Raw genomic sequence first — 18,826 nt, forward strand, 5'->3', positions numbered from 1 at the left:
CAACGCGACCTATCGACCGGTTTTCCACAACTAGTTTGGATTTTTCCTAAAGGAGCGCTTCAATCTCGCTTTTAAGCTGCTCCGGCTTCACCGCTGGTCCGTGGCGAGCCACGACATTCCCGTCGCGATCAACGAGGAATTTGGTGAAATTCCATTTAATTCGTGAACCCAGCAGACCAGATTTCTCAGACTTCAGATAATTCCACAAGGGATCGGCATCCTTGCCGTTGACATCAATCTTTCCCATCAAAGGAAAGCTCACATCATAGTTCAGCGTACAGAAATTCTTGATTTCTTCTGCATCACCAGGTTCCTGATTGCCAAATTGATTGCATGGAAAGGCTAATATTTCCAATCCTTTATCTGCATATTCTTTGTGCAACACTTCCAAGCCTTCATATTGCGGCGTAAACCCGCATTTTGAAGCGGTATTTACGATCAGCAGCACTTTACCCTTATATTGGGAAAGGTCCGACATCGAACCGTCAGCTTGTTTGACTTCAAATTCTGTAATTTGCATCGATGCACCCCGTTCTTTGCAATTTTGTTCCCCGATACTAGGCGTCAGATTGGTAGTCGCTTGTCAAATGTCAAAGCCTATCTTGCTACGCTCTGAAAAAACTAGCTTAATATCCCGTCATGAAGCCGAACGACACGGTCCATTTTTGCCGCCAGGCGCTCGTTATGTGTTGCGATCAACGCAGCACTTCCCTCTTCGCGAACCAAAGCCATAAGTTCGGCCAGCACGATATCCGCCGTTGTTTCATCGAGGTTTCCGGTGGGCTCGTCGGCCAAAACCAGTTTTGGTGCATTCGCCAACGCTCTTGCTACCGCCACACGTTGTTGCTCACCGCCTGACAGCTTGCTGGGCTTGTGATCCAACCGCTCACCAAGTCCCAAGCTGACGAGCAGTGATTCGGCACGCTCTTCGGCATCTTTCTGAGAAATACCGGCGATCAGTTGCGGCATCACGACATTTTCCTCGGCTGAAAAATCAGGCAGCAAATGATGAAACTGATAGACAAAGCCAAGCAACTCCCGGCGGATCCGCGTATGGCCGCTGGCCGACATCTGTGCCGTTTCTTCGCCATCCAGCTTGATCGACCCTTCAAATCCGCCTTCAAGCAAACCAACAGCCTGCAACAAAGTTGATTTGCCTGAGCCAGACGGCCCCAGCAGCGCAACGATTTCGTTGGATCTGATATCGAGATCGACGCCCTTGAGCACGTCAATCTGCACATCGCCCTGCTTGAAGCTGCGTTTCACGTTGCGCAGTTCAACGACCTTGGCTCCGATATCATTCATAGCGAAGCACCTGTACAGGATCCGTGCTTGCTGCCTTATAAGCGGGATATAGTGTCGCCAGGAAACTGAAGAGAAGCGCCAGCATCGCTATGCCAAACACTTCCATCGGATCCGTTCTCGCCGGTAGTTCCGTCAAAAACCGTATCGATGGATCCCACAGGTTCTGACCGGTTATCGTCTGGACAAAGTTAATGACACTTTGCCGGAAATATATGGCGATAAAGCCCAATATTATCCCCGCCGCGATGCCCAGTGCCCCGATGGATGTACCAACAGTCACGAATATCCTCGTCAACGAGGCCCGCGATGCCCCCATTGTTCGCAATATCGCTATGTCACGCGTTTTGGCGCGGACCAGCATGATCAATGATGACAGGATATTGAAAACCGCGACCAAGATAATGATCGACAGGATTACGAACATGACAACGCGTTCGACCTGCAAAGTTTCGAACAGAGAGGCGTTCATGGATTGCCAATCTGTTATCTGCGCGCGCCCATCTATTTTTGGATACAAAGGAGCTATTATATTTTGTACATTTTGCGCATCATTGGTTTGTATTTCAATCATGCCTACTTGATCGCCCAACAACATCAACGTCTGAGCGTCCTCCATGGGCATGATTACGAAAGCTTTGTCATAGTCGTAAACGCCCACTTCAAATATTGCTGCTACCTCATATGATATTTCTCGCGGCACGGTACCAAAAGGTGTTGATCTCCCTTGGGGGTTCATCAGTGTAACGCGGTTCCCGAGTTGAACCCCAAGAGTTTGGGCCAGCCTGCTACCGATTGCAACACGCCCACTGTCGGGAGCCAGAGCGCGCAGATCACCCGCAACCGTTTTTCCATCCAGTGTGTCGTTGGTGAGGATATCTTTGACCAGCATCCCGCGCACTAATACCGCCTCTACCCGGCCATTATGTATGCCTGCCAACGGCATTTCTATTAGCGGTGACGCAGATACCACGCCGTCCGTTTCTCGCACATCTTCAAGCAAATCACGCCAATCCGGAAGCCGCCCGCCATAGCCTTGAATCACGGCGTGCCCGTTTAGGCCCACAATCTTGTCGAACAATTCCGCACGAAAACCGTTCATTACGCTCATGACAACGATCAAAGCGGCGACGCCCAGCATGACCGCGACAAGACTGATGCTCGCCACGAGAAAAATAAAGCCCTCGCCCTTGCCGGGCAGAAGATAGCGTTTTGCGATGACCCATTCATAACGGGATAGAAGCATAGGAGTTTGATCTTCCTGAAAAACTATTGTGGCTTTACGGTTGTGGAGCGGTGCAGGCAAGAGTGATGCTGGCTAAAATGCTGTTGCTATTATGACACAAGCCTGAACCAATATTGCACATTTGTGAAAATTTGCATGACAATAGCGGCCATCGCGATCAGAGTTAGTTACAGAATCAATTACCGCTTAATGGTCATGGTTCAGGGATCCTTTCTGGTTCCGCCGCATGTTGGGGGACAAACGGCGTTGAATAAGACAGGAAAACAGGGGGACGATATTATCGTCACCATTTTCGCCCGGAGTCAGAAATGGCTCCGGGCGTTTTTGATTCCGGTCTGCTTGCAAGCATCTTCAACCTCTTGAAATCGGAAAATATGACAATATCTTGGTCAGGCGAGATGCCTTTATGGATTTCGCACTACAGAACCGGGCGCCATCTTGGGCCCACCATTTTAATTGCTCATAAGAGGATAAAGATATGAACCGTTTTGATTTTACCCCCTATCGCCGCTCAACCGTTGGTTTTGACCGGCTGTTTGACCTGCTCGAAAATAATGCGCGAGCCCAGCAATCTGAAAATTATCCCCCGTTTAACATCGAACGTAATGGCGACGATCATTATCGAATCACGCTGGCCGTTGCAGGTTTCAAGGATGACGAAATTGAAATTACCGCGCAGCAGAATCTTTTGCTCGTAGCTGGTAATAAAGGCAGCGACGAAAATGAAGGAAAGCAGTTTCTGCATATGGGAATTGCCAACCGCAACTTCGAGCGCCGCTTTGAACTTGCCGATTTCGTCCGTGTCGATAACGCCGTATTGAGCGATGGCTTGCTGGTCATAGATCTGGTGCGCGAAATTCCGGATGCGATGAAGCCGCAGAAAATCGCCATCAATACTGGCGACAACGTTACCAAGATTGATCACAAACCTGAAAAATCAGAGGATAAAGCTGCGTAAATCGGCGATCCAAACAGTATCGAAGGCAGCCAACCATCTTTGGCTGCCTTTTTTATTTTGGATCAGCAAAATTCATAAAAATGGGGCAGCCGGATGAGGATCCGACTGCCCCTGACACCCGCGTGGTGTCACTCTTGACGAAATTAGCCCGGGTCGCAAATGGCCAACTTCATTCAAGAATCCGCATTGGCAATGTTGGAAAGGACGGCGTGATTCAATATTCGCACCTTTCCGCTTTCAACCGAAACAATGTCATCTTCTGACCAGGTTGAAAGTTGCCGATTAATATGTTCCCGCGACATCCCGGCAAAATTGCCCAACTCGCTTTGACTCAAATCCAGTTTTAAACGCCCCTCTTCTGCGCCGACGACTGACAATCTCAATAGGTAACGCGCCAACCGCGGTCCTGATGTGTAGGCACGGTCGCCCTCTATCATTGTATTGGCGGTCCTGATGCGGTTTGCCATTACCTTAAGTAACCGTAATGCCATATTTTTATGGTTTTTCAAAATTTCTTCAAAAGCCGCCCGCGTAATGGTCAAAGCCGTTGTCGGCTGAATAGCAGTGACACTGGCAGTTCTTTCACCGCCATCAAGCAAAGCGATTTCGCCCAGAACCTGACCTGGCTCGGCATAATCCAGGACAATTTCATGGCCATTGCTGGCGATCATGCTGGTCCGCGCATTGCCCGATAATAATATCAGTAATGAGTTTCCAGGATCACCCTGCATGATCAATTCATCCCCTTTTTCATATTGCACGAAATGCCCGCGCAATATCAAATCCGCCAATTCCGCTTCATCACAATCAGCGAATAGACTATGTTCAGCCAATATTTCTGCAAGGTCTTCGGCCTTCACTAAATTCGCTCCATCCCAGTGTCTTGCGTCTGTTAACTGTTTGATAACCAATTATCATGGCTTGAATGTGACAATAGTCACTTGGTGTAAAAAGGATTGGATAAATTAGACAAGTCGGCTTTGTTTTACCGCCGCTGCGATAAAGGACGCAAAAAGTGGATGCGGATCAAAGGGCTTGCTCTTGAGCTCCGGATGATATTGCACGCCGACAAACCAACTATGGTCGGGACGCTCCACAATCTCGGGAAGCTCGCCATCTGGCGACATTCCAGAGAATATCAATCCGGTCTTTTCCAGCCGCTCAACATAGCCCTTGTTGACCTCATAGCGGTGGCGATGCCGCTCGCTAATCACATTAGATCCATAGATTTCGCTGACTTTGGAACCTTGCTGCAAACGGGCCTCATAAGCACCTAGCCGCATGGTGCCACCAAGATCACCACCCGACTCGCGTTTTTGCAGGCCTTCTTCCGTCATCCACTCGGTAATCAGACCTACAATCGGTTCAGCCGTTTCGCCGAATTCTGTTGTCGAGGCCTCATCTATGCCGGCCTGATTGCGTGCTGCTTCGACACAGGCCATTTGCATCCCAAGGCAAATACCAAAAAATGGCACATCATGCTCGCGTGCAAATCGCACGGAGCCAATTTTACCTTCGCTGCCCCGTTCGCCAAACCCGCCGGGCACCAAAATCGCATGCAAAGGCTCCAGATTGGCAGCCAGATCACTCTCATCTTCAAAAAGCTCGGCATCAAGCCAGCGCACCTGCACTTTGACCCGGTTTGCCAATCCACCATGGAATAGCGCCTCTTGCAGTGACTTATAGGCATCCTGAAGTCCCACATATTTGCCGACGACGCCAACGATGACTTCGCCTTCGGGATTCTCGATCCGCTCCATCACATCGGTCCAGCGGGTCAGATCCGGCTCCGGTGCATTAATGATCCCGAATGCGTTCAGGACTTCCCGGTCGAGGCCTTCTTCATGATATTGCAGCGGCACGTTATAAATACTGCTGGCGTCAAGCGCCGGGATCACAGCTTCTTTTCGGACGTTACAGAATTGCGCAATTTTGGCGCGTTCACCGTCCGGCAAATCATGTTCACAGCGGCAAAGCAATATATCCGGCTGAATGCCCAGAGACGTCAGCTCACGCACGCTATGCTGCGTTGGCTTGGTCTTAAGCTCTCCGGCGGCCGCGATATAGGGGACCAGCGTTACATGGACTGAAATCGCATTGGCCCGTCCGACCTTGTTGCGCAGCTGCCGAATCGCCTCAATAAACGGCAGGCTCTCAATATCCCCTACCGTGCCGCCAATCTCGCACAGCACGAAGTCGATGCCGTCGAGCTTATCCTGGGCAAATTCCTGAATAGCATCGGTAACATGCGGAATGACCTGCACCGTGGCACCCAGATAATCGCCGCGGCGTTCCTTGGTAATGATCGACTGATAGATTCGCCCAGAGGTCACATTGTCCGATTGCAGCGAAGGTACGCCGGTGAACCGCTCATAGTGCCCCAGGTCCAGATCGGTCTCGGCACCGTCATCGGTCACATAAACTTCGCCATGCTGATAGGGCGACATCGTTCCGGGATCAACGTTCAGATACGGGTCCAGTTTGCGAATTCGCACCGAATATCCGCGTGCTTGAAGAAGCGTGCCGAGGCTCGCTGCCATGAGACCTTTGCCTAGTGAGGAAACCACACCGCCGGTAATAAAAATATATCGCGCCATGGGAGGAAAGGCTTAAGGCGTAACGAACCGAAATGGCAAGCGTGCGAATCCGAAAAAACGATATTTATTTTCAATCGGTACTAAAATTTACGTCCCGACACGCGCCATCATAAGACTATCTGATGGCAATCCACATTTTTTTGGAGAACAGGGTTTACTGGTCCAGAGGAACCGAACTCTCCGCAGGCGCTTCTTCTTCTGCTGCCTGTGCTGCTGCAGCCGCCAGCGGGTCATCACCGACCAGAGGTACCGCATCAGCAGGTGCAGCCGGAGCAACCGGTATGCTGGTATCACGCTCCAGAGTCTGGTCAATCGTCGAAGGCTGTCCTTCAGACGCAGCAAGAAAAGCCAGCGAAATGGACAAAGCCACAAACAGAACCGCCAATACCGTGGTCGTCCGAGTCAACAAGTCAGCTGCGCCGCGTGCGGACATCATGCCTGACGGACTGCCACCAACGCCCAAGCCGCCGCCTTCTGAGCGCTGCATCAATATAACGCCAACAAGAGCAGCTGCGACAATGGCCTGAACAACGGTGAGAAATAGAAACATGAATCAAATCCGAACGTAGTGATTTATCTTTGTGCAGCGCACATAGCGATTGGATGGTGCGAGTTCAAGCCGTGAAACAGCTTGTCTCGGTACTTGCCTGGGCTGCTTGATCCGTCAGGCTGCGGCAGCGGCCTCAATGATCGGTCCGAATTTCTCGCCTGTCAGGCTCGCCCCTCCAACCAGGCCGCCATCTACGTTCGGAACAGCGAGCAATTCCGATGCATTGCCACCGTTCATGGATCCACCATAAAGAATGCGAACCGCATCCGCACCATCGCCCATCAGCGCACTCAGCTTGCTACGAATGGCCGCGTGCATTTCTTCGACATCGGAGGCTTCCGGTACCCGGCCCGTGCCAATTGCCCAGACTGGTTCATAGGCAATCGTCAGCCATCCGGCGTCTGCATCATCGGGAAATGATCCTTCTAACTGACCGCAAACAACGTCAATCGCCTGCCCTGCATCGCGCTCTTCTTCAGTTTCACCGACACAGATGATGGCGCCCAGTCCGGCAGCATGAACCGCTTCGGCTTTAGCTTTAACATCGGCATCGGTTTCATGTTGGTCGGCGCGGCGCTCGCTATGGCCCAATATCGTCATGGTGGCACCGGCCTCGCGGATCATTGCTGCTGACAGGCAACCGGTATGTGCACCATTACTGGCAAAATGGCAGTCCTGTGCACCAATCGCAAATCCAGGAACAGTCTCTGTCGCCAACGCAATCAAGGTTACCGGGGGGCAAATCGCGACATCAACATCTTTATGGTTTTCGGCAATGCTGGCAATATCTGCAACGTCCGATAATTGTTCACGCAGGCCATTCATCTTCCAATTGCCAACGATATATTTGCGATTTGCCATATTCTCTCCGCTCCTTTTCAATTCTGCTTCTGCGCTAACAAATTCTGATCGGCCTGCCAAACGCGTTTAAGCGAAATATCGTTTGCCCAGATGCCTTTCGACTTGCCCCATGCCCTTTTGCTTGAACGAAAAACACAAGCCGCCTAAAGCATCAGCAAATATATTTGCCCTAACAGAATTGCAGCATTTTCATGATCACATTTTTCCGCAATATTTTCTCGTCGAAAATCGGCCTGTTCCTCACCATGTGCTTCGTAGCCCTGATCGCGATTGCTTTTGCATCGGCCGATGTTACTGGCACAGGCGCCTTTGGCGGTGTCACCGGCTCAGGTACGGCCGCGACAGTCGGCGATTCCAAACTGACAACCTCGGAGCTCAACCAGTCGGTAAACAATGCCTTTCGTGCAGAACAACGCGAAAATACAGGATTGGACCTAAAAACCTATGTTGAAGGTGGCGGTTTTGACAGTATCCTGGACCGGTTAGTCAACAGCTTTGTCATTGCCGATTTCGGCAACAAATATGGCATGACTGCAGGCAAACGACTGGTCGATGGTGAAATTGCGAGTATCCCTTCTTTTCAGGGCGCCGATGGTCAGTTTAGCGAAGAAAATTTCCGCCGTGCACTGCAGCAACAAGGGATCAAAGAGCAGCAGCTTCGCGATGACTTTACCCGTAACTTGCTGGCGGACCAACTGCTTCCGGTTGCGGGTTTTGGCGCGTCGGTACCCCAAAAACTGGTGACGCCTTATGCCTCCTTGCTGTTGGAAGCTCGTCAAGGTCAGGTTGCCATCATTCCGTCGGCAGCTTTTGTAGAAAATGTGAAGCCTGCTGATGCTGCCCTTGCAGCTTTTTACAGCAAGAATGGATCGCGCTACACCATCCCCGAACGCCGGTCGATCAGCTATGCCTTGTTTTCCAAAGAGCGGTTTAACGAAACAGTAAAACCGACCGACAAGGAAATCGAGGGGCAATATAATCTCGACAAAGCCAAATATGCGGCCAGCGAAACCCGCAACATAGATCAGGTAATCTTGCCGACCGAGGCAGCAGCCAAAGCGCTTGCCGACAAGGTTGGCGGCGGCATGTCGATCAGCGCCGCTGCTGAATCTGTTGGACTGTCCTCCGCTGAAATGGGATCTGTCAGCAAAACCGAATTGGCGGGAACAACGTCGCAAGCCGTTGCCAATGCGGTTTTTTCAGCGCCTTCAGGTGATGTTACCGAACCAGCACAAAGCGCCTTGGGTTGGCACATTGCCAAGATTAACGACATCCGGACGGTGCCGGCTCAAAGCCTGGAACAAGTCCGTGCGCAAATTGTCGCTGAACTCAGCCGTGACAAGATTGATGAAGCGCTGGCTGAACTGACCGTTAAAATGGAAGATGAGTTTGCCGCAGGCTCATCATTAACTGATGTTGCCGAAGCGGAAGAGCTGAAGATTGAGTCAACTCCAATGCTGCTTGCCAATGGGCAAAATCCTCAAGACCCCAATTACAGGCCGATACCGGAGATGCAGCGCATATTGCCGGTCGCGTTCCAATTGGATGATGATTCCGACCCACAGGTCGTGGAAATCATACCGGGTCAACAATATGCAATCATGGCCGTGAGTGAGATAGCCGTTGCAGCTCCACCACCGCTCAATTCCATCAAGGAGCTGGTAGCGCGTGACTACATATTGGAACAGGGATCGCAGAAAGCCAAAGTGGTTGCTGACAATATCGTGAAACAGGTCAGTGGCGGCGCTTCGCTCTCCAAGGCCATGGCTGATGCAAAAGTGAGGTTGCCGGCGATCGAGACCGTAAGAAGTACGCGCGCCGAGCTGGCCCGGCAGAGCCAGCAAGGTAACGTTCCACCGCCCCTGACATTGATGTTCAGCATGGCGGAAGGTACCGCCAAGAGTTTGAAGGCTCCTCAGAACCAGGGCTGGTTTGTTGTTAACCTGAACAATATTGACCGCGGCGATGCGTCCGAGCGAGCAGATCTATTGAGCGCGACAAGCGGGCAGTTCAAACAGGTATTCGGAAATGAATATACCGAACAGTTCATCAACGCGATGAAAGCCGATGTCGGTGTGGAAAAGAATGAGGATGCTCTGACGGCCCTCAGAAACCAGCTGACCGGCCGGACTAGATGATCCGTTCCCAGCCTTTTCCGGACTGATCATGCGCAGCTTAAACATCGCCGCCGCCCAAAATGCCTTGGACGCCGGAAAGCCTGCCCTCATCTGGCGCAAGCAGGTGGCGGATACAGAAACACCGGTATCCACTGCATTGAAGCTGATGGAAGCTGAGCGCGGTGATTTCCTGCTCGAATCTGTGGAAGGCGGCGAAACCCGTGGGCGTCATAGCCTTATCGGGCTTGCCCCTGATCTTGTGTTTCGCGCGGATGACGAAAAGGCGGCGATCAACCCAAACTGGCTAACCGATCGCGAAGCGTTCGAACCGGAACAGGCGGGCAGTCTTGATGCCTTGCGGACATTGGTCAAGCGCTGCCAGATGGACGTCCCGGAAGGGTTGCCACGGGCGCTGGCCTGCCTTGTCGGCTATTTTGGCTATGAAACGATCGGCTTGGTGGAAAAGCTTCCCAGAGCTCCACAGTCCGAACTGAACCTGCCAGACATGCTATTTGTGCGCCCGACCGTGATCGTGATTTTTGACCGGTTGGCAGACGAGATGTTCCTGGTCGCTCCCGTATGGCCGGAAACAGCGGGAGATGCGGGGGACAAGATATCCGCTGCCGAAGAACGGCTGGATGAAGTGGAACGGCAAATGGCCGCAAAGGTTCCGCCGCTGGCCTCCGAAACCCCGAATTTAAATCCGGAAAACATGGTCTTCGAACCGAAGCTGCAACCTCAGCAATATGAAGACATGGTTCTCAGCGCCAAAGACTATATCGAGGCCGGAGACATATTCCAGGTGGTATTGGCGCAGCGTTTCACCGCGCCCTTTTCCCTGCCACCGGTTGAGCTTTACCGTGCATTGCGCCGGATAAACCCCTCTCCTTTCCTGTTCTTCCTCGACCTGCCCGGCTTTGCGCTGATCGGGTCCAGCCCGGAAATATTGGTGCGTGCCCGGGACGGTGAAGTTACCATCCGCCCGATTGCCGGAACCCGGCCGCGCGGTAGCAACACGGCACAAGACAAAGCCAATCGTGACAGCCTGCTTGCCGATCCCAAGGAGCGGGCGGAACATCTGATGCTGCTCGATCTTGGTCGAAATGATGTCGGACGCGTCAGTACGGCCAACAGCGTAGAAGTCACTGACAGCTATACGGTCGAATTTTACAGCCATGTCATGCATATCGTTTCCAACGTCGTCGGTGAACTGGCACCGGACAAGGACGCGCTCGACGCGCTGTTTGCCGGTTTCCCGGCCGGCACGGTCAGCGGTGCCCCGAAAGTCCGTGCCTGCCAGATTATCGCGGAACTGGAGCCTGAAACCCGCGGCGCATACGCAGGCGGCGTCGGTTATTTCTCCCCCGATGGCAGCATGGACAGCTGTATTGTCCTGCGCACCGGCATCGTAAAAGACGGCATACTGCACGTACAGGCCGGCGCTGGTATCGTGGCAGACAGCGATCCCGCCTATGAACAACGCGAATGCGAAGCGAAGTCGGGCGCTCTGCTCGCCGCGGCGAAAGAGGCTGTGCGGCGCGCGCAGGATGTAAGCTTTGGGCAGTAGCATTTTATGAAGTTCGACAATATTGGCGCTACGAAAAATTGAACCTTTATTGCCGCTTTGGGCACGAAAGCGCGCGTGAGTTGGAATTAATAATCACTACAGGCACTCCACTCCCAGCTTTGCGCTAATCAAACTCATCAACATGTCCACATATCGACGCATCTCGTCCGCATCGGTGATTTTTCGCGAATTGGACCAAAGGCCCAGAACTGACGTGGTAGTAAACTCGGCAAGTGCGGTGATTTCCTGATCATTCAATGCGCCCGTCAGGGCGTTTTCTCGAACAAACACTGCCCGAAATCCCTTGGTCAAACGGTTGGTATGGAATTCCAAATATCGTTTGGTTTCCTCGTCAGCAGGTTCGAGCTGCGCTAGCGTGTTCACCACCAGACATCCTGGCATGGGTCCATCAAATGACTCCTGGCTAGCAATTCCGTCGGACAAAAACTGCTTGATGTCGGACAATCTCGCACCATGTGCTTCAACTTGCCCAAACTTGGGCGTTACTGCCACTTCCTGATAGCGAGCGAGACAGGCGTGGAAGAGTTCACGCTTACCCTTGAAGTCACTGTAAATCGAACCGCGACTAACCCCCGTTTCGCGCACCAGATCGCCCATTGATATCGCATGAAAACCGATGTTCCAGAATGCGATAAGAGCGTTATCAACAAGGTCGGTGCGAGATTGGGATGTCGGTCGAGGCATATCGAACCTTGTATTGGAACGTTCGTTCCAATACAAGGTTTTTCGACTCGACATAGGCAAGGAAAAATAAAAATGGCCACCAGCTTTCGCAACAAGAAGAAATTCCAGACGATTCACGGCAAGCAAATGGCTTATGTTGAGGAAGGCGAAGGCGAAGGCGATCCGATTGTCTTTCTGCATGGCAACCCAACGTCATCATATTTGTGGCGCAACATTATGCCGCATCTTGTCGGGCGCGGCCGCCTGATTGCTCCTGATCTCATAGGCATGGGGGATTCTGAAAAACTCGAGAATAGCGGGCCGGACAGATATACTTTTGTGGAGCACCGTAAATATCTGTTCACATTGCTTGATCAGCTCGGTGTGAATGAGAATGTCACGCTTGTCATTCACGACTGGGGATCAGGGTTAGGGTTTCACTGGGCGCATCAACACCCGGATGCGGTCAAAGCTATTGCGTTTATGGAAGCCATCGTTGCCCCCATTCCCAGCTGGGACAATTTTCCCCAAGACTTTGCGGATATCTTTGGAGGATTCCGGTCACCTGCTGGCGAAGAGATGGTTCTTGAAAACAACATGTTTGTTGAAGGCATCTTGCCGGGCGCAATCATGCGTCAGCTCACCGACGAAGAGATGAACGAATATCGCAAGCCTTTTGCCAATGCCGGTGAGGACCGCCGACCGACACTGACATGGCCACGCCAGATCCCAATCGCAGGAGAACCGGCTGATGTTGTCGAAATTGTCGGCCAGTATAATGCGTGGCTGGCTGAAACACCGATTCCGAAACTGTTTATCAATGCCGAACCGGGCGCCCTGATTGTGGGACCTGTGAGAGATATGGTGCGTTCATGGCCAAATCTAAGCGAAGTGACTGTCGCTGGCACCCATTTTATCCAGGAAGATTCGCCTGAAGAGATTGGGAAAGCAATTTCGGATTGGCTGCCAGACTGAAGATGAGTTCAACACCAGTCAAGAGTCCGCTTTCAAAATCCGAGCAGGAGTAGACAATGCCGATTACAGCACGATGTGCATGCAAAACCGTATCGATAGAATTGGCCAGCAATCCGCTTCGGTGTTTCGTTTGCCACTGCGACTATTGCCAGCGCATGACGGGTTCCGTCGGGAACGCGGTTGCGGTTTTTCCTGAAACAGACGTTGTGACAATGTCTGATGCGCTTGAACTCGATCCCCAGATGCCCAAATGGCCGGGGGTAAAAAGATATCTGTGTACCAAATGCTATTCCAATGTGCATTGGGTGAACCCGAAAGCATATCCCGGGATGCGACTGGTGTCCCTCGGATGCCTCGATGATCCATCGGCCTTCAAACTTTCAAGCACGGTTCAAAACCAGCATCGGCCGACATGGTGCCCCGAACTGGATGCTCCCAAGACGTTTGAAGCCTACCCCTGATAACCTGCCAGAGTAGCTCAATGTCAAATCCTGCCTTTACGATAACCAACGAGATTTGGACTTGGACCAGCGAAAATCGGCGTGGCAGCTATCATTTTTTGTCGGTACCCGATGATGTTGGGGAAAAAATTGAGGCACATGCCGCCGTCACGCGACTGGAACTGGGGCAGCCGACGAAGGGAGGTTGGGGCGCAGTCAAAGTGGAAGCGACAATAGGCGACACGGTCTGGCAGACATCGATCTTTCCTGGCATTGATGAGAATGCATATGTGCTTCCCGTTAAAGCCTCGGTGCGCAAGACGGAGGGCATCGTCGCGGGTGATAAGGTTAACTGCAAACTTGAACTGATTTAGCACGTGATTGGTGGATTGGCGTTTTTCGCTTGTTTCGGCCGGCGCATGGTAATTTCTCAGTTGCTGGTGTGATCACGCACATGGGTCATTTTGGTCTGAAACGGTAGTCGGTTTCCAAACCAAGAAATCTGCCGTTGGACATGACGGGATCGCGGAGACCCTATTCCAGCATCTTCGGTGCTTCTTTCTGAAGCTTTTCCTTCAGCTTGTTGGCGAACATGGCAAGCAAGGGTGGCAAATCAAAAATGGCGTAAACCTCGTCTTCGCGAACCTGCATCTCACCGCCAATACGCTGCCCCATCACTGCCAGTGTGCAGTGCATCGTGTCCTCTTCCCAATGATGGTCCGTGACCGTCGCACCTGGCACGCTCTCGCCCAGCGTGTGCACGCCTGCACCAATGCGGCTGCGCGCTTCGGCTAGCCCCAATTTATGTGGAATGTTGACGGTTACCGGTTGGCCCATATTCTTGTCTCCCGAACCTTGACCTTATCACGCGGATTTTGACCGTCAAACGATCTGCTTGATAAGTGCCAGAAAAACTTGGCCTGCGATGCTTTTGGCATTAGGCAGCATCCATGATTTTGGTTATCGACAATTATGACAGCTTCACCTTCAACCTTGTCCATTATCTCATGGAACTTGGGGCCGAGGTTCAAGTCGAGCGAAACGATGCGCTGAGCGCCACCGAGGCTCTCGCAACCGGGGCTGATGCGTTTCTGATTTCGCCCGGCCCATGTACACCCAATGAAGCCGGCATCTCGCTTGATCTGGTCGCGGCCTGTGCCGATGCGGAAAAACCATTGCTCGGCGTTTGCCTGGGCCATCAAAGCATTGGTCAGCATTTCGGCGGCAAGGTGGTTCGCGGCGGATTGATGCACGGCAAGACTTCACCGGTAAAACATAACAATAGCGGCGTGTTCGCAGGATTACCCTCCCCTTATACGGCGACCCGCTATCACTCGCTGATTGTCGAGGATATTCCGACTTGCCTGCCGGTAAACGCCACCGCCGAAGACGGATCCGTCATGGGTTTTCGCCATGAAAGCCTGCCCATCCATGGTGTTCAGTTTCACCCCGAAAGCATTGCCACCGAATATGGCCATGACCTGCTCGCCAATTTCATGACACTGGCCGGGCTGACACCTAAACAGATCGCATGACCGAAAAAATAATCTTCACGCCCACAGAGGAAGACCTGCGCGCGGCCTACGGTTTGCATCTGAAACAGATGGGTGGGAAGCGGCTAGGCTATCTGCTGCTCTTCGGCTTGGCGATTGGCTTGGCCATGGCGGCATATGATGGCTTCGAAAATCTGCCGGCAGCACTCGGTCTGATCGTCGGCATGACGATATGGGCCGGGATTGTTGCGCTAGCGATGACCATCCTGATCCCGATATGGTGGGTGCCGCGCCTGTCCAAGAAAATTTATAAACAGCAGAAAGACTTACGTCTGGAAACGACCAGCTGGTGGGATGATGACAAGCTTTATTCCGGCAACGAGCAAGGCCATGCCAACCTGACCTTTGCCGACATGGTCAAATGGCGGGCGGACGACAAAACCGTTCTGCTCTATCGTTCCGATCATATGTTCAATTTCCTGCCCGCCCGCATATTCAAGGATGAGGCGCACAGGAACGGCCTGATCCGGCGGCTGCAGGATGCCGGTGTACCGGGGGAGGAGCAATCATGACGACCTTACCAGATCCAGCCATCGCGCTGTCCAGTGCAGACGCCCGGACCGCTTTTGCGGCTATACTGGACGGCAAAGTCGATGGCGAAGCGATCAGTAATTTCCTGGTCCAACTGGCTGACCGCGGGGAAACGGCCACGGAAATTGCGGCGGCGGCGCAGGAAATGCGGGCTCGCATGATTATTGTTGAGGCGCCTGCAAATGCAATTGATGTATGCGGAACCGGCGGGGATGGGAGCCACAGCCTTAATATTTCTACCGCCACGGCTCTGGTCGTCGCGGCCTGCGACATCCCGATGGCCAAACATGGCAACCGTGCCGCATCAAGCAAATCCGGGGCTGCTGACACGCTAGAGGCTCTGGGCCTCGATCTGGCCAAAGCGGCAACCGGCGGCGAGCAATCCCTGCGCGAGATTGGCATCGCCTTTTTCTTCGCCCCCAATCACCATCCCGCGCTTGGCCCGCTGGCTCCCATTCGCAAGGCTATCGGGCGGCGAACGATTTTCAATCTGCTGGGTCCGCTCTGCAACCCTGCCCGGGTCAAGCGGCAGCTTATCGGCGTTGCCTCTCCTGACCTGGTGGAAACCTATGCCGAGGCCGCCGCGCAGCTTGGCTATGACAAGGTGATGGTGGTGTCCGGCGAAGAAGGTCTGGACGAGCTTAGCATTTCCGGACCGTCCAGGCTGGCCATAGTCGAAGGGCAATCGATCACCCACAGCCGGATTACGCCGGAGGATATTGGCCTGTCCCGTCACGATGCCGATGCTATCAAGGGCGGTGACGCCGAATATAACGCCAAAGCGCTGAGAGCGCTGTTGCAGGGCGAACCTTCCGCTTATCGCGATGCCGTATTGCTGAACAGCGCCGCCGCTTTGATGGTCGCTGGTGAAGTCGATAGCTGGGAGGCGGGAGTTGAAGAGGCAGCTGAAGCACTCGACAAGGGTCTGGCCAATGCCTTGCTCAATTGCTGGATCGCTAATCAATGAGGTGCGGGCAATGAATAAACTGACCGAAATATGCGCGGCCAAACGCCTGCATGTCCGCAAGCGCCGTGCTGATATTTCCTCATCCTCCATGCACGATCAGATGCGGCATCAGGCTGCGCCGCGCGGTTTTGTCCGGGCCATTGAAGAAAAGTCGGAAACAGGCTTCGCACTGATTGCAGAGATCAAGAAAGCCAGTCCCTCGAAAGGGCTGATCCGTGAGGATTTTGATCCACCGACCCACGCACGCGCCTATGAGGCCGGTGGTGCCGCCTGTCTTTCGGTGCTAACCGACATGCCCTATTTTCAGGGCGCAGACGAATATCTTGTAGCCGCCCAGGCGGCATGCGCCCTGCCCTGCTTGCGCAAGGATTTCATGATTGATCCATGGCAGGTGGAAGAATCCCGTGCGCTGGGCGCCGATGCGATTCTGATTATCATGGCCGCTCTGGACGATGCTCTTGCCAGTGAAATAGAAGCGGCAGCGATGGAATATGGCATGGATGCGCTGATCGAGGTGCATGATGAGGTGGAACTGGAGCGCGCGCTTAAACTGAAATCAAGACTTTTGGGTATCAACAACCGCAACCTCAAAACCTTTGAAACCAGTCTTGAACAAACCGAGCGACTGTCGAAGCTAGTCCCCGATGACCGGATCATGGTATCCGAAAGCGGGATTTTCACGCATGATGACTGCCAACGCCTGTCGCAATCGGGCGCACGGGCCTTTCTGGTCGGAGAGTCGTTGATGCGGCAGGATGATGTCGAAGCGGCGACACGGCTGCTCCTGACAGGTAGCCCGGAAAAGGGATAGGCATAAATGAGCAAACTTACTCATATTGACGGCGACGGCGCGGCGCATATGGTCGATATTTCAGCCAAGAACGAGACGGTGCGCGAGGCGCATGCCGAAGGTTTTATCAGCATGAATCCAGATGTGCTGGAGGCCATCAGGGCCAACAGCATGAAAAAGGGTGATGTGCTGGCCACCGCCCGCATTGCCGGGATCATGGCGGCAAAGAAAACCAGCGATCTTATCCCGCTCTGTCATCCGCTGGCGCTCAGCAAAGTTGCGGTTGATTTTGAATATCAGCATGATGGTATAAAGGTTCGGGCAATGGCACGCTTAACCGGCAAGACAGGGGTTGAAATGGAGGCTTTAACAGCCGCTTCAACCGCACTTTTAACAGTGTATGACATGTCCAAAGCGATGCAGAAAGACATGGTGATTAGCGATATTCGCCTGCTCTCCAAATCAGGCGGAAAATCAGGAGACTGGACCGCCGAATGAAGCCGCTGCTGCCCCTGGAAGAAGCGCAAGAGCGCCTGATTGCCATGGCACAGCCCTTGCCTTCTGAAACCATTGCCATAGGTGATGCGCTGGGGCGTTATCTTGCAGAAGACGTCATGGCTGGTCGCGATCAACCGGCAGCAGACATGTCAGCAATGGATGGATATGCCATCCGCTTTGAAGACCGCGACGGTCCCTGGCAACTGGTCGGCGAATGCAAGGCCGGAAGCCCGCCCTGCCCAGCAATACTGCCGGGTCAGGCCGCCCGCATTTTCACCGGTGCCCTGCTACCCGAGGGCGCCGATACGGTTGTCATGCAGGAAAATGTCGAGCCGGATGGTGACAATATTGTCCTGACCAGCGATCCTTCTCCTGTCAAAGGCCGTCATGTCCGCTTTCAGGGCGGCGACTTCAAGTCTGGGGATGTGTCGCTAAAAGCTGGCATTCAGCTCAATGCCGCCGCCTTGGGTCACGCCGTCATTGCCGGTTCGGGCAGCGTCAGCGTGGGTCGCCGTCCCAAAGTCGCGATCCTCTCCACCGGCGACGAGCTGGTTGCCCCGGGCACGGATACGAAGCCGCACCAGATACCGGCAAGCAATGATGTCATGATCGCCGCCATGCTGTCACAGCTGCCAACAATAACCCGTTGCATCAGCCGGATAAAAGATGATCTGGATAGCCTGTGTGAAGCGCTGGAAAGCGCCAGGGACTGCGATGTCATCGTCACCATAGGCGGCGCTTCGGTGGGCGACCATGATCTGGTGGCGCCTGCGTTCAAACGGCTTGGCGGGCAAACGGATTTCTGGAAAATCGCGATGAAACCGGGCAAGCCGCTCATGGCCGGGAAGCTGGGTAACAGCCTTGTCCTCGCCCTGCCCGGCAATCCCGGCTCCGCCTTTGTGACGGCAACCCTGTTTCTGGTGCCTCTGATCCGCTATCTTGCAGGTGCGCAAAGCTATATGCCCGTCATGCAAACGGCGCAAACCAGCACGGTGTTGCCCGCCACCAGCCAGCGCGCCGAGTTTCTCCGCGCACAGCTTGTCGACGGCGCCATTGCCGCCTTTGACAGCCAGGACAGCGCCAAGCTTTCGATACTGGCAGCGGCCAACGCCCTGCTCTTCCGTCCTCCGCACAGCCCGGAGCAACCCGTTGGCGCAGAGGTTTCGTATATCGCCATCTAAAATGCTTGA

21 protein-coding genes are annotated in these 18,826 nt (G+C 53.4%); 12 read left to right on the forward strand and 9 right to left on the reverse strand.

Annotated features, from left to right (window positions below; genetic code table 11):
* Window positions 1-46: 46 nt before the first annotated feature.
* The 3 genes from AC6I9Z_RS12245 to AC6I9Z_RS12255 form a co-directional block, all read right to left on the reverse strand.
* Window positions 47-520: a glutathione peroxidase gene (locus AC6I9Z_RS12245; RefSeq protein WP_461456093.1), complete on the reverse strand. Its 474-nt coding sequence runs from the start codon at window positions 518-520 to the stop codon at window positions 47-49.
* 101 nt (window positions 521-621) lie between these two features.
* Window positions 622-1,305 carry an ABC transporter ATP-binding protein gene (locus tag AC6I9Z_RS12250; protein ID WP_461456094.1) on the reverse strand — a complete coding sequence of 228 codons (684 nt, stop codon included), beginning with the start codon at window positions 1,303-1,305 and terminating at the stop codon, window positions 622-624.
* Entirely contained in the window at window positions 1,298-2,548 is a 1,251-nt protein-coding gene (locus tag AC6I9Z_RS12255; protein WP_461456095.1) for a lipoprotein-releasing ABC transporter permease subunit, read from the reverse strand. Before AC6I9Z_RS12255 ends, AC6I9Z_RS12250 begins: the two co-directional genes overlap by 8 nt.
* Window positions 2,549-3,026: 478 nt before the next feature.
* Here AC6I9Z_RS12255 and AC6I9Z_RS12260 point away from each other — a divergent pair, with 478 nt between their 5' ends.
* Entirely contained in the window at window positions 3,027-3,506 is a 480-nt protein-coding gene (locus AC6I9Z_RS12260) for an Hsp20 family protein (RefSeq protein WP_109356859.1), read from the forward strand.
* Between the two features lie 173 nt (window positions 3,507-3,679).
* On the opposite strand, the gene AC6I9Z_RS12265 is transcribed toward AC6I9Z_RS12260, so the two are convergent.
* The 4 genes from AC6I9Z_RS12265 to tpiA all read right to left on the reverse strand — a co-directional run bounded on the left by AC6I9Z_RS12265 (window position 3,680) and on the right by tpiA (window position 7,514).
* A complete protein-coding gene (locus AC6I9Z_RS12265) occupies window positions 3,680-4,366 on the reverse strand; it encodes a Crp/Fnr family transcriptional regulator (protein WP_109356858.1) in 687 nt (228 codons plus the stop codon).
* Between the two features lie 105 nt (window positions 4,367-4,471).
* Window positions 4,472-6,103, reverse strand: a complete 1,632-nt coding sequence (gene pyrG / locus AC6I9Z_RS12270; RefSeq protein WP_109356857.1) for a CTP synthase — start codon at window positions 6,101-6,103, stop codon at window positions 4,472-4,474.
* A 154-nt stretch (window positions 6,104-6,257) separates the two neighbouring features.
* Window positions 6,258-6,653: a preprotein translocase subunit SecG gene (gene secG / locus AC6I9Z_RS12275; RefSeq protein ID WP_461456096.1), complete on the reverse strand. Its 396-nt coding sequence runs from the start codon at window positions 6,651-6,653 to the stop codon at window positions 6,258-6,260.
* 114 nt (window positions 6,654-6,767) lie between these two features.
* Complete coding sequence (tpiA, locus tag AC6I9Z_RS12280; protein WP_461456097.1) at window positions 6,768-7,514, reverse strand: triose-phosphate isomerase; 747 nt, start codon at window positions 7,512-7,514, stop codon at window positions 6,768-6,770.
* A 191-nt stretch (window positions 7,515-7,705) separates the two neighbouring features.
* Between tpiA and AC6I9Z_RS12285 the strand changes: the two genes are divergently transcribed.
* Window positions 7,706-9,652: a peptidylprolyl isomerase gene (locus tag AC6I9Z_RS12285; RefSeq protein ID WP_461456098.1), complete on the forward strand. Its 1,947-nt coding sequence runs from the start codon at window positions 7,706-7,708 to the stop codon at window positions 9,650-9,652.
* A gap of 28 nt (window positions 9,653-9,680) precedes the next feature.
* Window positions 9,681-11,198 carry an anthranilate synthase component I gene (gene trpE, locus AC6I9Z_RS12290; RefSeq protein ID WP_461456099.1) on the forward strand — a complete coding sequence of 506 codons (1,518 nt, stop codon included), beginning with the start codon at window positions 9,681-9,683 and terminating at the stop codon, window positions 11,196-11,198.
* A 96-nt stretch (window positions 11,199-11,294) separates the two neighbouring features.
* Here the strand turns inward: trpE and AC6I9Z_RS12295 are convergent, their stop codons facing one another.
* Window positions 11,295-12,083: a TetR/AcrR family transcriptional regulator gene (locus AC6I9Z_RS12295; RefSeq protein WP_497810931.1), complete on the reverse strand. Its 789-nt coding sequence runs from the start codon at window positions 12,081-12,083 to the stop codon at window positions 11,295-11,297.
* Between AC6I9Z_RS12295 and AC6I9Z_RS12300 the strand changes: the two genes are divergently transcribed.
* Genes AC6I9Z_RS12300 through AC6I9Z_RS12310 form a run of 3 tightly spaced genes read left to right on the forward strand, consistent with a single transcriptional unit; the run spans window position 11,976 to window position 13,671 of the window.
* A complete protein-coding gene (locus AC6I9Z_RS12300; RefSeq protein ID WP_461456101.1) occupies window positions 11,976-12,857 on the forward strand; it encodes a haloalkane dehalogenase in 882 nt (293 codons plus the stop codon). The genes AC6I9Z_RS12295 and AC6I9Z_RS12300 overlap by 108 nt on opposite strands.
* A gap of 56 nt (window positions 12,858-12,913) precedes the next feature.
* Window positions 12,914-13,318: a GFA family protein gene (locus tag AC6I9Z_RS12305; protein ID WP_461456102.1), complete on the forward strand. Its 405-nt coding sequence runs from the start codon at window positions 12,914-12,916 to the stop codon at window positions 13,316-13,318.
* Window positions 13,319-13,338: 20 nt separating this feature from the next.
* Window positions 13,339-13,671 (forward strand): DUF1905 domain-containing protein, encoded by a 333-nt coding sequence (locus tag AC6I9Z_RS12310; protein ID WP_461456103.1) that lies wholly within the window; start codon window positions 13,339-13,341, stop codon window positions 13,669-13,671.
* Window positions 13,672-13,831: 160 nt separating this feature from the next.
* On the opposite strand, the gene AC6I9Z_RS12315 is transcribed toward AC6I9Z_RS12310, so the two are convergent.
* Window positions 13,832-14,134, reverse strand: a complete 303-nt coding sequence (locus AC6I9Z_RS12315) for a polyhydroxyalkanoic acid system family protein (protein WP_109356849.1) — start codon at window positions 14,132-14,134, stop codon at window positions 13,832-13,834.
* Between the two features lie 113 nt (window positions 14,135-14,247).
* On the opposite strand from AC6I9Z_RS12315, the gene AC6I9Z_RS12320 reads away from it, so the two are divergent.
* From AC6I9Z_RS12320 to AC6I9Z_RS12345, 6 genes are read left to right on the forward strand one after another with little or no spacing between them, the layout of a single operon-like run.
* On the forward strand, window positions 14,248-14,832 hold the full coding sequence (locus tag AC6I9Z_RS12320; RefSeq protein ID WP_461456104.1) for an anthranilate synthase component II: 585 nt from the start codon (window positions 14,248-14,250) through the stop codon (window positions 14,830-14,832).
* The gene (locus AC6I9Z_RS12325) at window positions 14,829-15,362 is read left to right on the forward strand and encodes a YcxB family protein (protein WP_461456105.1); all 534 of its coding nucleotides are present in this window, start codon (window positions 14,829-14,831) and stop codon (window positions 15,360-15,362) included. Before AC6I9Z_RS12320 ends, AC6I9Z_RS12325 begins: the two co-directional genes overlap by 4 nt.
* Window positions 15,359-16,348, forward strand: coding sequence for an anthranilate phosphoribosyltransferase (trpD, locus tag AC6I9Z_RS12330; protein WP_461456106.1), 990 nt, complete (start codon window positions 15,359-15,361; stop codon window positions 16,346-16,348). Before AC6I9Z_RS12325 ends, trpD begins: the two co-directional genes overlap by 4 nt.
* 10 nt (window positions 16,349-16,358) lie before the next feature.
* Window positions 16,359-17,159, forward strand: coding sequence for an indole-3-glycerol phosphate synthase TrpC (gene trpC / locus AC6I9Z_RS12335; RefSeq protein WP_461456107.1), 801 nt, complete (start codon window positions 16,359-16,361; stop codon window positions 17,157-17,159).
* A gap of 6 nt (window positions 17,160-17,165) precedes the next feature.
* Entirely contained in the window at window positions 17,166-17,636 is a 471-nt protein-coding gene (moaC, locus tag AC6I9Z_RS12340) for a cyclic pyranopterin monophosphate synthase MoaC (protein WP_461456108.1), read from the forward strand.
* The gene (locus AC6I9Z_RS12345) at window positions 17,633-18,817 is read left to right on the forward strand and encodes a molybdopterin molybdotransferase MoeA (RefSeq protein ID WP_461456109.1); all 1,185 of its coding nucleotides are present in this window, start codon (window positions 17,633-17,635) and stop codon (window positions 18,815-18,817) included. Before moaC ends, AC6I9Z_RS12345 begins: the two co-directional genes overlap by 4 nt.
* Window positions 18,818-18,826: the final 9 nt, after the last annotated feature.

The organism is Parasphingorhabdus sp., assembly GCF_059726685.1.